The organism is Nocardia sp. NPDC059154 (assembly GCF_042755705.1).
GTDB lineage: Bacteria > Actinomycetota > Actinomycetes > Mycobacteriales > Mycobacteriaceae > Nocardia.
Genome location: NZ_JBHZCS010000085.1, coordinates 1 through 13,030 on the forward strand (window position 1 = coordinate 1; position 13,030 = coordinate 13,030).

The following is a 13,030-nucleotide window of genomic DNA, read 5'->3' on the forward strand; positions in this document are numbered from 1 at the left end:
TGGGGCTGCACCCAGTGTCGTCGGGTGCCATTGCCGTGGACGGGGACCGGGCGCGGACGGCGCGAGACTGGGATCGCCGGCGCACGGTCGCCGCGTGGATTTCGCAGCGGCAGGCCTCCGGCCGGTTTCCGCTGCTGGCGCGCGAATTGCTGGTCAGCAGTGGCGATCTCGGCGCGGCGCTGGAGGCCGGTGAGCGGCTCGGCGTGGCGGACTTCGCGGATCGGCCGCTGGACACACTGTCGGGCGGTCAGTTGCAACGCATGTATCTGGCCCGGGCGGTCGGCTGCGTCGCCGCGGGCGCACGACTGCTGCTGGCCGACGAGCCCACGGCCGCACTCGATTTCGCCGGCCAGGCCGAAGCGGCCGAATTGCTGGTGGCGCTGCCCGTGACGGTGCTGGTGGTCACCCATGATCGGACGCTGGCCGACCGCTGCGATCGCGTGCTCGAGATGGCCGACGGCCGGCTGCGCGAAATCCCCGCTCGGCATGAGGAGATCGCGTGAACAGTGCGGCGAATGTCATGGACGTGTGGCAGCTGGCTCCGGTGCAGCGCGGTTTGTTCGCGCTGGTGCTGGGCGCGGTCGGACTGCCGATCGTGGGCGTGGTCATCATCGGGCTGGACATCATGCCGGTCCGGTTCGCGATGATGCACGTGGCGCTGCTCGGCATCGCGGTCGGCATGCTGACCGGACTGGACCCCATGCTCTGCGCCCTGGTGGCCTGTGGCGGATCGGGGGCGGCGCTGACGCCGCTGGCCCGCAGCCGCACCGGATTGTCCGGGGCCATGGGTCTTTTGATGAGCCTGTCCATCGCGGGCGCGCTGCTGGTGCTGTCGATCTCGGGCGTCAACGCCAATGGCGCGTTCGAACTGCTCTGGGGATCCATCCTCGCCACCCGCACCGCCGATGTGGTGCTGCTGGGTGTGCTCGCCGCGGTGGTGCCGCTGCTGTTCGTACTGCGCCGCCGCCAGATCGGACTGCTGCTGCACGACCGGGAACTGGCCGCCTGCTCGGGCGTGCGGGTGGATCGGCTGACCCTGATCCTGCTGGTGCTGGTCGCGATCGCGGTGGCCGCAGGCATCCGGCTCACCGGCGCGCTGCTGGTGGACGCGCTGACCCTGCTGCCCGCCCTGGCGGCGCGCCGGCTGGCGAATTCGCTGACCACCATGGCGATCACCGCGGTCGTGGTGGGCGTGGTGGTGAATATCGCGGGCTTCACGCTCGCGGTGGCGCTGGACCTGCCGCCCGGTCCGGCCCTGGTGCTCTTGGCGGGGGCGGTCGCCCTCGTCGTTCATGTGATCCCCGATTGGAGAAAACGAGGATGGCCCTCATCCGACGAAACCGGCTCGCGCGCATCGCGATCGGTGCCGTTGCACTGATCACCGGTGCGGCCGTTGCCACCGGCTGTTCTTCGAGCAGCGACCATGACCACAACGGCCCGCATGTGGTGGCCGCGAGTTCGTGGGAGGCGGCGTTCGCCAAGGCCGCCGGGGCCTCCGACGTGACGGTCATCGTGCCCGCCGCCATCAAGCACGCCCCCGATTACGATCCCAAGCCCTCGGATCTGGCCACGGTCGCCAAGGCCGACTTCGTGCTGTACGCGCAGTTCGAAGGCTTCGCGGGCAAGATCAAGGACGCGGCCGGTTCGAAGGCCAAGCTGGTCGAGGTCAACCTCGACAATGCCAAGGAAACCATGGAATCCGAGGTGCGCCGGCTGGGGGACCTGTTCGGCACTCGCACCACCGCCGACAAGTGGATCGTCGATTTCGAGACCGAGTATGGCAAGCTCGCCACCGGCGTCAAGACCGCCTGGCCGGGCGGGCAGCCGCCGAAGGTGGTGCAGCAGGCGTTCATGGGCTTCGCCGCCCAGCTGTCCGGCGCACAGGTGCTCGGCACCTACGGTCCCGCACCCATCACCCCGGGGCAGGTCGCGGACCTCTCCGCCAAGAATCCGCAGTATGTGCTGGGCAATGAGCAGATGAGCACCGGCCAGGTGCTGCCCGGCTCGTCCGCCAAGCAGATCGATCTCACCAATTACCCCACGCAGGACCAGGATCTGCTCTCGGTCTATCGGGACGCCGCCAGCAAGCTCACGGCAGCGATGCACGGCTGAACGGCCGGGCCGTGCTGGGCGGCGTGTCCAGCGGGGCGATCACAGTTCGGCTGGATCGACCTCGCCGGACAGGATCGCCAACGCCAGCATGAGAAGGAACTCGCCCCAGATCAATTCGTGGCGGGTCGCCAGACCGCGCGACAGGTCGTAGCAGCCGTTCAACAGTCGCCCAGGCGACTCACCGGTCGAAAGATGCTCGCCGACAAGGACCTCGCACGGCGACCAGGGCGCTCGCCGCGCCCGCGGACACCCCCAACTGCTTGGCGGCGTACAGCGCGATATAGGTGTTGATCGCCGAGATTCCGGTCCCGAGCAACACCGAGTAGCCGCACATCCAGCCCGCGTCGCCGTGCGGGCGCGCCACCACCAGTGGCGGAAGGCGCGGCGGCTGCGGATCTTTCGCCACCGTGAGCGCCGCCGCCACCGCGATCGTCGCGATCGCCGCCGCCGTGGCCACGGCCGCGCGCCAGTTCACCGCGCCCGCGATCGCCGCCAGGGGCAGTCCCGCGACAAACGCGCCGAACTGCACGCCCGACTGCTTCCATCCCGCCACGGCACCGCGCACGGCGGCCGGAACACGGTTTGCGATCAATTGATTCGTCGCCGGGTTGGCCAGGGCCTGTCCCAGCCCGGACACCGCGATCGCCGCCACCAGCCCCTCGTAGCCCGGTGCCGCCGCGAACAGGGCGAGGGCCAGGGCAGACAGCGCGAGCATTCCGATCAGGCAGCGCCGGGCCCCCAGCGCCGCCACCATGGGACCGACTACCGGCGACAGTATCGCCGCCACCCCGAACCCGGCCGCCACCAGCAACCCCAGTTGCCCTGTGGCAAGGCCGAATTCGCCGACCATCCGGGGACCCAGCGCTCCCACCAGGAACAGCGGCAGCATGGACAGGGCCATCGCCGTGGTCAGCAGCACCGTCAGCACCGAGCTGCGGATGGCCGTGACCGCCGGGGTTTTCGCGCGCGCACTCACACCCGACAAGTCGAACGAACGGCGGCCCCGGTTCCCGCGGATTCGCCTGGGACCCGCGCCGCCGTCCGGCCCGCCGGGAACTTCCCGCCGGGCCTGCGCGACCATTGAGCCATGAGGTGCGAAACGATCCGCGAAGCGCTGTCCGCGCGAATCGACGGCGAACAGGAGCCCATCGCGGCCGAATCGACCGATCGGCACCTGGACGCCTGCGCCGACTGCCGTTCCTGGTACCAGCGCGCGGAATCGCTGCAGCGGACGCTGACAGCGCACCCCGGACCCCCGGTACCCGACCTCACGTCGGACATCCTGCGGCAACTGCCGCCGAACGCGCCGCTCAGCTCGGTCTCGTGACGATGGGCCGGTCGGGCTCCTTCCACGCCAGGACGAGGGATTCCCGGGCACGGGCCACCCGCGACCGGACGGTCCCGACCGGACAGCCGACGGCCTGGGCCGCCTCCGCATAGGACAGCCCGAGCATCTGGGTGAGCACGAACGCCTCCCGGCGGTCGTCGGGCAGGCCGCGCAAAAGGTCGGCGATGGCGAGCATTTCGGGGAAGTCGGAACCGTCACGCTCGCAGCGTTCATCGATCGCGGTCTGCCAGTCGCCGGAGGCCTTCTTCGGGCGCACTGCGGCGCTTCGGATCCGGTCCACGACGGTGCGCCGGGCGATGGACAGCAACCAGGTTCGCGCCGAGGACCTGCCGGCGAAGCCGGGCAGGCTGCGCAACGCGCGGAGGTAGGTCTCCTGTGTGAGGTCGTCGGCGGATTGCACATCGGTCAGATGCGCCGTGAATCGCCAGATGTCGCGCTGGGTCCCGCGAATGAATTCTTCGAGGGCGCCCCGGTCGCCACGACCGGCGGCCAGCGCGAGCGCGGTCAGCTGATCATCCGCCGAGACCGCGGGACTGTTCGGAGCCGGGTTCGCCCGGACGAGGCCTCGCGCAGACGTTGGCGCGGAAGGGATTAGGTGCATTGCCAAGCCTTCGATTGCAGACGCCACAGCAATGAGACGTCGATCGGAATCGGTCGCCGCACGATCAGCGGCACACCGCGAAGGGGGCGGTCGATCAGTCACCGGTGGGCGAATTCGCCACCGGCAGTGAACTGTTCAGACCTGGAATGCACACGCGGGCGGGCCGCGACGTGCCAGCACATGTCGTAGCAGGGTTTCCGACGGCTTCGGGACCCGGTGTTCCGCCACCCGCCCGGCCGGCAGACCGGCGGGCACACTCGGATGCAGATAGACGAGCAGCAGCGGCACGAAAAAGCGCGCATACAGCGCGCGCAGCAATGCGAACAAAGCCCGTTCGCCGCGCCACAGCCAGATGCCGCAGAACATCGCGGCCAGGCAATGCGCCGCGATCATCGCGGGAGTGCTGGACCCGGCGCTCGCGGCGCCGCTCATCCCAGCAACATGGTTCATGTGGCCGCCCGACATCGGCGCGAGCCCGAACCACAGATGCAGCACCAACTGCATGCCGGCCAGACCACCGACAATGGGCAGCACACCCCACTGCCGATCGGCGAAAGCCCATGCCACTGCGGCGGTCCCGGCGCACGCCACTACCAGCGCCGAGAACGACAGCCCGTGCCCGACCACGTGACCGTGCCCAGCGGCCGACACCGCGACGGCGATCACGGCGAAAATCGCCGCCCGCACGGCACGCGACACCGGGGTCACGAGTGGGTCGGTCATGGCACGGTCCATCGTCGCATCACCACGCGAACGCCAGTGCCAGAGGACTTCTCGACCTCATGTCATCCCATGAATGCAGTGATGGGATCGGGCACACGTCGATACGACGGCACAGGTCCCGCCCGGGTTCACCACCGCGGTGTGATCACCGCGGCCGACAGGCAGGATTCATTCCGACGGGGCCGAGGTCCAGCGCTGCTCGACCTTGGCCCAGCGCCAGTAGGCGACGGCAATGATCCAGGCCAGCACGAACAGGCCGACAATGCCGAATCCGACATTGTTCAGGTTGATTCCGGCGATCCAGTCGGTGATCGGGTTGACGAAGTCCGCGTCGTCGTGGAGGACGGTGATCAGTTCGATGGAGCCGACGACCAGCGCCACCGCGATCGACAGGGCGGTGATGGTCAGGTTGTAGTAGATCTTGCGGACCGGTTCGGAGAAGGCCCAGTCGTAGGCCACGTTCATGAACAGTCCGTCGAGGGTGTCCATCAGGCTCATGCCCGCGGCGAACAGCAGCGGCAGCACCACGATCGCGTACCAGGGCAGTCCGGCCGCGGCGCCGGAACCGGCGAGGGCCAGCAGCGCGACCTCGGTGGCGGTGTCGAAGCCCAGCCCGAACAGCACGCCCACCGGATACACCTGCGCCGGCCGGCGCACCGCCCGCATGACCGGGCCCAGCAGCCGGGCCAGCGCACCGCGCGCCTGCAGCGCGGCCTCCAGCTCCTCGGCATCGAACTCCCCGCTCCGGCTGCGCTGGAACACTCGCCAGATCCCGATCAGCGCAACCACATTGAGCAGCCCGATCAGATAGAGGAACGATCCGGACGCCACCGTCGACACCATGCCCAGGGTCTTGCGGGTCGGCGAATCCTCATCGACCAGCTCGCCGACCACCCGCGCCCCGGCCACCACCAGCGCCGCCAGCACGAACACGATCGTCGCGTGCCCCATGGCGAACCAGAACCCCACCGACTTGGGCCGCTGCCCATCGGCCATCAGCTTCCGGGTCGTATTGTCGATCGCCGCGATGTGGTCCGCGTCGAACGCGTGCCGCAGGCCGAACGCGTATGCGGTGAAACCCAATCCGACCCCGAACACCTGCGACCCGAGCTGATAGCTGTGCGGCGCCACCGCCCCGAACAACAGCCCGAACGCCACCACATGGATGGCCGCGACCACCCCGAGCAGCACCCCCGCCTCGATCCAGTCCCGCCGCGACCAGTCGTGCAGGACATGCCGCAACCGACGGCGCGCGGGGACAGCGGAATTCGAACCAGGATCGACAGACATGCGCGCGAAGACCTTCTCGGGGAACCCGCGTCCCCGCACGTAGGGCTGTGGCGATGTGAGGTCTGACTCCCGTACCGCCGCAGCGGCCCGGACACAGTGGCGCGACCGTCCCGGATTCCCACCGGGTTCCCACCATCGTCACAAAATGTTCGCCCGACTATACAGAGCAGCGCCAACGGCCCCGCCGGCCAGCGGTCCCGGACGATCACATGCCCGAATGACATCGGATTTGTGGTGGACCGTCTCCGGACGACCGGGGAACCACAGTGCAGGAGACCGGTCATGAGTACTTAAGTACGACAGATTCCCAGGTCCGGCATTCTTCATAACGTTGTGCTCATCAAGTTCACACCAGCAAGGAGAACCGACATGAGCGACATCAACGAACTCGTCCAGCGCTACCTCACCGCCTGGAACACCACCGACGCCTCGGCCCGCGCGGCCCTGGTCGCCGAACTGTTCACCGACGACGCCGAATACACCGACCCGCTGTGCTCGGTCCGCGGGCACGCCGGGCTGGATGCCACCATCGCCGCCGTCCAGGCCCAGTTCGCAGGACTGGAATTCAGCCTCGGTGCTCCGGTCGACGCGAACCACCACATCGCCCGCTTCACCTGGCACCTCGGCACTCCGGGCGCGGAGCCCCTCGTCGTCGGCTTCGATGTCGCCGCCCTCGCCGAGGACGGGCGCATCGAACGCGTCTACGGCTTCCTCGACAAGGTTCCCGCCGGGGCTTGATCGTTGCGCCGCAAGCAGTTCGGAGGCGCGGCGGTCGGCGATTGCCGGAACTTCAGCGAGGCCGGGTGGCCGCTCGATGCGGGCGGCCACCCGGCCGACGTCGATCAGCGGTAGGAACCGGCGCTCAGGTCGGCTGTTGCGCTGGGGCCCTGGGGGTTCCAGGAGAGGTCGGTGCGGGCGGCGTGGCCGGTGACGGATTGGCTGAGGGCCAAGGCTTCGGCGAAGGGAGCGCCGAGGGCGGCTTCGGCTTCGGCGAGGGGCCAGATCACCGGGTCGCCGGCGACACCGGCGGCCTGGGCCGCAGCGGTGGCGAGGTCGAGCACCGAGACGGCGGGCTCGGTGATGGCGTGCCAGATGGTGCCCGCCCGAGCCGATTCGACGACCTTCACGAAGAGGTCGGCCAGGTCGTCCACGTGAACGGTGGGCCATACGACAGTGGAGTCGGCGACGACGACCGGGGCCTTGTGCTTGCGGGCGAGATCGACCAGGAGAGCGGGGATTCCACCATTGCGGCCGTGCACGATGCCGGGGCGGATGACCGCGGCGCGAACGCCCGCATCGGCGAGGGCGAGAACCTGGCGTTCGATGACCGGGCGGTAGCCGACGATGGGAATGGCGTTGGTGGGCGCGGATTCGTCGGCGTCATCGGTCGCGCCGAGGACCCAGACGCCGCTGGTGTAGACGAAGGGCTTGCCGGTGCCGCGCAGCGGGTCGGTGAGGGCGGCGATGGCGGCGGCGTCCACATCCGCGTCTCCACTGGGGGTGGCGAGGTTGACCACGGCGTCGATATCGGGGGTGACGGCGGCGGTGAGGGATGCCGGATCGGCGAGATCGCCGGTGCGCGTCTCGAATCCGGCCTCGCCGTCCTTACCCGGCCGTACCAGTGCCACCACCTCGTGGCCCAGTCCGGTAAAGCGTTCGGCGACCGCGGAACCCAGGTAGCCGCCGGCCCCGATGATCAGTACTCGCATGAATCTTCTCCTCCATCTCGGCCACGCCGGCCGTCTTCACGACAGCCTCGTCGGCCGCACTGGTATTCCGCTGTCAGCAGGTACGTTCTCGACTACCAGCAAACAGCAAGTCAATTACCGGCGAACAGCACGCGATTCGCGTACGCGGTATCGAAATACTCCCGGGCTTCCGCGATTCGGCCGTCGGCGACGCGGAAGGCGATGACGACATCGTTGACATACTCCGCGCCCGCCACGGTGGTCGCGCGGGTGGTCCACTCTGCCACGGCGCGGTCCCCATCGACGATCACGCCACGCACCTCCTGGCTCATGGGTTTGGTGGTGTCGAAGCGCGCCAGCATGGCGGGCAGGAAGCCGTGGAAGATCTGATCCGGTCCGACCCAGGTGCCCGAGGTCGGCAGGTCCCCGGCCAGCGTCCAGGTGGCATCGGGCGCGAAGAACTCGCTGCGCCGCTCGACCGCCTCGCCGCCCTGCAGGGCGCGAATGTAGTTCTCGATCACCGTCCGGGTCTCGTCTGTGCTGCTCATGCCATTCAGTTCACTGGAAATCCCGAGCCCGACCAAGGGGCAGCTCACACACTCTGCGATAAAGAACGCTTATCGATGCAGGGTGCCGGACCCTCGATACGGGAAAGCGCCCGTGGCGTTCGGCCACGGGCGCTTTCACGCTCGGAGAGTCAGTCCTTGACCAGGGCGACGCCGGATGCGTCCAGGGCCTCGGGCGAATCCTCGACCGGCTCCGGCGATTCGGAGCGGTTGGGCAGCAGCACCGCCATCACGATGACGATCAGCGCCAGCGCCGCGGAGACCACGAACGCCAGCCGCATGCCGGACAGATGGGCGTCGAGCGGGTTGGCGCCGCCATCGGTCAGATGGGTGGCCCGCGACGTCATGACCGTCACCACCAGCGCGGTGCCGAAGGCGGCGGCCACCTGCTGCAGCGTGCCCAGCATGGAACTGCCGTGCGAGTACAGGTGCATCGGCAGCGCGCCCAGGCCCAGCGTGAACACCGGCGTGAAGGCGGCGGCCAGCGACACCATCAGCAGGATGTGCAGCGCCACCAGCGCCGGATACGGCGTGGTCAGCGAGAGCTGCGTGAAGCCGGCGAGGGCGGCGGTGATGCCGATCGCGCCCGGAATCACCAGGACGCGGCCGCCGAACCGGTCGAACAGCCGGCCCACGGTCGGACCGAGCAGACCCATGGCCAGACCGCCCGGCATGACCAGCAGACCAGTCTGCAGCGGGCTCAGGCCGCGCAGGTTCTGCAGGTACAGCGGCAGCAGGATCATCGAGCCCATCATGGCCAGGAAGGCCACGGCCATCAGGACCAGTGCCTTGGCGTAGGTGCCGGACAACAGGATTCGCAGATCCATCAGCGGGCTGCCGTTGCGATGCAGGTACACCTGACGGAACACGAAGATGGCGACCAGGGCCACGCCGCCGACGACGATCAGCGCCGGAGTCAGCGCGCTGCCCGCGCCGAACTTGCTCAGGCCGTACACCAGCCCGCCGAAGCCGAGGGCCGCGAACGCCACGCTGAACCAGTCGATCGAACCCGCTTGCGGCTCACCGACGTTCTCCAGTTTGCGCAGCCCGAACCAGGTCACCACCCCGGCGATGGGCAGCACCAGCGCGAACAGCCAGCGCCACGAACCGATCTGGAGCACCAGGCCGGAGATGACCGGGCCCATGGCCGGGGCGACCGAGATGGCCAGGGTGACATTGCCCATCACGCGGCCGCGGTCGTGCTCCGGGACGACCGTCATCAGGGTGGTCATGAGCAGCGGCATCATGACCGCGGTGCCGCCGGCCTGGACGACCCGGCCGATCAGCAGCACCGCGAACGACGGCGCGATCGCGGCCACCGCGGTGCCGAGGAGGAAGACACCCATCGCGAGGGAGTACGCGCGCCGGGTACTGACACGCTGCAGGAACCAGCCGGTCACCGGAATGACCGCCGCCATGGTGAGCATGAACGCCGTGGACACCCACTGCGCGGACCGCTCGGTCACGTGAAGATCCGTCATGAGCCGCGGAATCGCATTGATCATGATGGTCTCGTTCAAGATCACCGTGAAGGTCGCGAGCACCAGCAACCGGATGACCGTTGGCGTCCGCTGCTTGGTCGAGCTAGCGGATAGATCGGGCATCGGAAAACCTCCGGGGGTGTTCGTATTCGAGGGGGTGACACGGAATCGGCGAAGGTGCCGTCCGGGGCGTCATATCGATGCAGACGGGTACAGATCGCTCAACTCATCGGTCTCCGGTCAGTATTCCGGCGGGGTACGACAGAATTCATCCGATTATCGGGTGAACCGCGGCCCCATAGCATGCTGAAAGTGTGCTGTTACCAGCACTTATCGAACTCGGCAAAATTATCGAGTGAGGCAGGTCACGTTTTGGGGGGGATGCGAGCTCGGATCGGTCCCGGATCCGGAACCCGCCATGATGGAGGGGGATGCTCCGCCGCGATGGTGCGGTGCGGGGCGGGAGGGTGTGAGAACGACCGTGGCCGAACACATTCCGCAGCTGCGTGGACGTGAGCGCGAACAGCAGGCGCTCGACGCCCTGATCGAGGGTGCACGCGACGGGCGCAGCGCGGCGCTGGTGCTGCGTGGAGAACCCGGGATCGGCAAGACGGCGTTGCTCGGATACGCCGCCGCGCGGGCGGACGCCGTGCGGGTGCTGCGAGGCACCGGCGTCGAGGTCGAGGCCGAATTGCCGTTCGCCGGACTGCAATTGCTGCTGCGCCCCGCCCTGGACCGGCTGCCCGGCCTGCCGGAACCGCAGCGGGCGGCGCTGGCGGGCGCGCTCGGCCTCGGTCCCGGCGGGCGTGAGCCCATGCTCACCGGCCTGGCGGTGTTGTCGCTGCTCACGGATTATGCCGACGGCGCCGGACTGCTGGTCGTGGTCGACGACGCGCAGTGGCTGGACCGGGCCTCGCAGGACGCACTGCTGTTCGCGGCCCGGCGGCTGCAGGCCGAGGGCGTCGCCATGCTGTTCGGCGTCCGCGAGGGCGAGGGATCATTCGAGGCCGCCGGGCTGCCCGAGCAGCGATTGACCGGTCTGTCCCACGAGGCGGCGGCCCTGCTGGATGAGCATGCGCTCACCCCGGCCGTCCGCTACCGGCTGCTGGCCGAGGCGCGCGGCAATCCGCTGGCCCTGCGGGAACTGCCGCTGGCGATGGCCGCCGAATCGACGCCGGATCTCGCCGCGGGCGCGCTGCCCCTGACCGATCGGCTGCGGCTGGCCTTCCACGGCCGGATCAGTCGGCTGCCGGAGCCGACCCAGACCCTGCTGACCGTGCTGGCCACCGACGAATCCAACGAACCGGCCGTCGTGCTGCGTGCGGCGGCGAGCCTGGGAGCGGGCATCGATGATCTCGCTCCCGCCGAGGCTGCCGGACTGTTGCAGCGCGGGACCGGTGCCGACCTGTCGATCACGTTCCGCCATCCGCTGATTCGCGCGGCGGTGTACCAACGTGCCCCGATGGGACAGCGATTGGCGGTGCACCGGGCCCTGGCCGAGGCGCTGGACGCGCCCGAGCAGGCGGATCGGCGGGCCTGGCATCGCGCGGCGGCGGCCCTCGGTCCCGATGCCGAGGTGGCGGATGCCTTGGAGCGCAGCGCTGTTCGCGCGCGCGAACGCGGCGGGCACAAGGCGGCGGCCGCCGCCTACGATCGGGCGGCCCGGCTCAGCGATCGGCCGGAGGATCGGACGCGACGTCAGGCGCTGGCCGCCCAGGCGGCGCTGGAGTCGGGTGATCTGGAGCGGGCGGCCGAGCTGGCCCGGCGCACGGCACGCGAGGTGAGCTCGGAATCGTTGCGCGCCAGTCTTTCCCAGGTGCGAGCGCTGGCCCTCTTCTGGCAGGGCAAGTTTCCGGATGCGCACCGGCTGCTGATCGACGCGGCGACGAGCATCGCGGCCGCCGAACCCGCGCAGGCGGCGGACATGCTGGTGCAGGCCATGCACACCGGGTGGTATCTGGGCGAGGCCGATTTGCGGGAGGTCCTCGAACACCTTGCGGAGCTGCGGTTGCCGGATGCGCTGCCGGTGACCCCGGTGGTGCGGTTCATCGGCCGGCTGTTCGAGCGTGGCCCGGGCCAACCCTTGGCGCTGACGGATATTCTCGGCGAAATCCGTTCCCGGGGAGAGGTTTCCGACCAGGTGCTGTCGATCCTCTGCGGCTTTGCGCTCGCGCGCGGCCAGGACGGGCCCGCCTTCGATCTGGCCATGTCCCTGGAGGGCAAGCATCGCGCCGCCGGCGCCGCCGGGCGACTGCCGACCGTCCTCTTCTTCGCCGGCGAGGCCGATATCTTCACCGGCCGCCTGCGCGATGCGCGCACCGCGACGGTCGAGGCCCGCGACCTCGCCCGCGACACCGGTCAGCAGCAGTGGGTGCGCCAACTCAGCAGTGTGCTGGCGCATCTGGACGCACTGCGCGGCGATGAGGACGAGTGCCGGGCGCAGGCCGGGCTCGGCCTCACTGGGGATACCCCGGGAGCGATCGCGCCGGGCGCACCGTGGGCGCACTGGTCGCTGGGACTGCTCGACCTCGGGGCCGGGCGAGCGGAATCGGCGCTGTCGCGCTTCGAGCGATTGACGAAATCGCCTTTCGATCACCATATTTGCGCCACCCGGGCGGTGCCGGATCTGGTCGAGGCCGCGGTGCGGATCGGGGCCCCGGAGCGCGCCGCGGCGCCTTTCGCGAACTTCGCCGGCTGGGCGGAGTCGGTGGGACAGGGCTGGGCCGATGCCCTGGTGCTGCGCTGCCGCGCGCTACTGGACGACGAGAATGCCGAAGACCTGTACGCGAAGGCGCTCGAGCTGCACGACCGCGAGGCCCGTCCCATCGAATTCGCCCGTACCGCTCTGCTCTACGGCGAATGGCTGCGCCGCGCCCGCCGCAAGGCCGAGGCGCGCACCCGATTGCACGAGGCCCTCGAGGTCTTCGAACGGCTGGAACTGGACCCCTGGGCCAGGCGCGCCCGCCACGAGCTCACCGCGGCCGGCGCACCGGATTCCGATCCGGGTCCGTCGCGCAGTACCGCGACCGGCCTGACCCCGCAGGAATTGCAGATCGTCCGCCTCGCCGCGCAGGGACTGTCCAACCGCGACATCGCCGCGCAGCTGTTCCTGAGCCACCGCACCGTCGGCTACCACCTCTACAAGGCGTACCCGAAGCTCGGCGTCACCTCGCGGGGCGAGCTGAAGGATATTGCCGCACAACTTCATTGATCATCGTGAC

General features: G+C 69.3%; 14 protein-coding genes and 1 riboswitch. Of the genes, 6 read left to right on the forward strand and 8 right to left on the reverse strand.

The annotated features are described in order from the left end of the window. The 3 genes from ACFXN1_RS44110 to ACFXN1_RS44120 all read left to right on the forward strand — a co-directional run. Positions 1–503: ATP-binding cassette domain-containing protein (locus tag ACFXN1_RS44110; protein WP_379463932.1), on the forward strand; the 503-nt coding region annotated here is incomplete at its 5' end. Continuing rightward, positions 500–1,378 carry a metal ABC transporter permease gene (locus ACFXN1_RS44115; protein ID WP_379438547.1) on the forward strand — a complete coding sequence of 293 codons (879 nt, stop codon included), beginning with the start codon at positions 500–502 and terminating at the stop codon, positions 1,376–1,378. The genes ACFXN1_RS44110 and ACFXN1_RS44115, both read left to right, overlap by 4 nt. Further along, complete coding sequence (locus ACFXN1_RS44120) at positions 1,321–2,112, forward strand: ABC transporter substrate-binding protein (protein ID WP_379438545.1); 792 nt, start codon at positions 1,321–1,323, stop codon at positions 2,110–2,112. The genes ACFXN1_RS44115 and ACFXN1_RS44120 overlap by 58 nt, the downstream gene beginning before the upstream one ends. Positions 2,113–2,151: 39 nt before the next feature. Here ACFXN1_RS44120 and ACFXN1_RS44125 read toward each other — a convergent pair whose 3' ends face one another. Together ACFXN1_RS44125 and ACFXN1_RS44130 are read right to left on the reverse strand one after the other, a co-directional pair. Next, entirely contained in the window at positions 2,152–2,274 is a 123-nt protein-coding gene (locus tag ACFXN1_RS44125; protein ID WP_379438543.1) for a hypothetical protein, read from the reverse strand. Positions 2,275–2,290: 16 nt separating this feature from the next. Continuing rightward, positions 2,291–3,088, reverse strand: coding sequence for an MFS transporter (locus ACFXN1_RS44130; protein WP_379438542.1), 798 nt, complete (start codon positions 3,086–3,088; stop codon positions 2,291–2,293). A gap of 111 nt (positions 3,089–3,199) precedes the next feature. On the opposite strand from ACFXN1_RS44130, the gene ACFXN1_RS44135 reads away from it, so the two are divergent. Continuing rightward, entirely contained in the window at positions 3,200–3,439 is a 240-nt protein-coding gene (locus ACFXN1_RS44135; RefSeq protein ID WP_379438540.1) for a zf-HC2 domain-containing protein, read from the forward strand. Here the strand turns inward: ACFXN1_RS44135 and ACFXN1_RS44140 are convergent. The 3 genes from ACFXN1_RS44140 to ACFXN1_RS44150 form a co-directional block, all read right to left on the reverse strand. Next, positions 3,423–4,061, reverse strand: coding sequence for a sigma-70 family RNA polymerase sigma factor (locus ACFXN1_RS44140; protein WP_379438611.1), 639 nt, complete (start codon positions 4,059–4,061; stop codon positions 3,423–3,425). The two genes, ACFXN1_RS44135 and ACFXN1_RS44140, sit on opposite strands and share 17 nt — an antisense overlap. A gap of 135 nt (positions 4,062–4,196) precedes the next feature. Next, complete coding sequence (locus ACFXN1_RS44145) at positions 4,197–4,784, reverse strand: hypothetical protein (RefSeq protein WP_379438539.1); 588 nt, start codon at positions 4,782–4,784, stop codon at positions 4,197–4,199. Between the two features lie 168 nt (positions 4,785–4,952). Continuing rightward, positions 4,953–6,074, reverse strand: coding sequence for a HoxN/HupN/NixA family nickel/cobalt transporter (locus ACFXN1_RS44150; protein ID WP_379438538.1), 1,122 nt, complete (start codon positions 6,072–6,074; stop codon positions 4,953–4,955). 59 nt (positions 6,075–6,133) lie between these two features. Beyond that, positions 6,134–6,205, reverse strand: a riboswitch (cobalamin riboswitch). A gap of 238 nt (positions 6,206–6,443) precedes the next feature. Here ACFXN1_RS44150 and ACFXN1_RS44155 point away from each other — a divergent pair. Continuing rightward, on the forward strand, positions 6,444–6,812 hold the full coding sequence (locus tag ACFXN1_RS44155; protein ID WP_364625112.1) for a nuclear transport factor 2 family protein: 369 nt from the start codon (positions 6,444–6,446) through the stop codon (positions 6,810–6,812). Positions 6,813–6,916: 104 nt separating this feature from the next. Here ACFXN1_RS44155 and ACFXN1_RS44160 read toward each other — a convergent pair whose 3' ends face one another. The 3 genes from ACFXN1_RS44160 to ACFXN1_RS44170 all read right to left on the reverse strand — a co-directional run bounded on the left by ACFXN1_RS44160 (position 6,917) and on the right by ACFXN1_RS44170 (position 9,932). Next, positions 6,917–7,783 carry an NAD-dependent epimerase/dehydratase family protein gene (locus tag ACFXN1_RS44160; protein WP_379438536.1) on the reverse strand — a complete coding sequence of 289 codons (867 nt, stop codon included), beginning with the start codon at positions 7,781–7,783 and terminating at the stop codon, positions 6,917–6,919. Positions 7,784–7,893: 110 nt separating this feature from the next. Continuing rightward, positions 7,894–8,310 carry a nuclear transport factor 2 family protein gene (locus ACFXN1_RS44165; RefSeq protein WP_379438535.1) on the reverse strand — a complete coding sequence of 139 codons (417 nt, stop codon included), beginning with the start codon at positions 8,308–8,310 and terminating at the stop codon, positions 7,894–7,896. Positions 8,311–8,459: 149 nt separating this feature from the next. Then, positions 8,460–9,932, reverse strand: coding sequence for an MDR family MFS transporter (locus tag ACFXN1_RS44170; protein WP_379438533.1), 1,473 nt, complete (start codon positions 9,930–9,932; stop codon positions 8,460–8,462). Positions 9,933–10,278: 346 nt separating this feature from the next. Here ACFXN1_RS44170 and ACFXN1_RS44175 point away from each other — a divergent pair, with 346 nt between their 5' ends. Next, positions 10,279–13,020 carry a helix-turn-helix transcriptional regulator gene (locus tag ACFXN1_RS44175; protein ID WP_379438532.1) on the forward strand — a complete coding sequence of 914 codons (2,742 nt, stop codon included), beginning with the start codon at positions 10,279–10,281 and terminating at the stop codon, positions 13,018–13,020. The last annotated feature ends 10 nt before the right edge of the window (positions 13,021–13,030 follow it).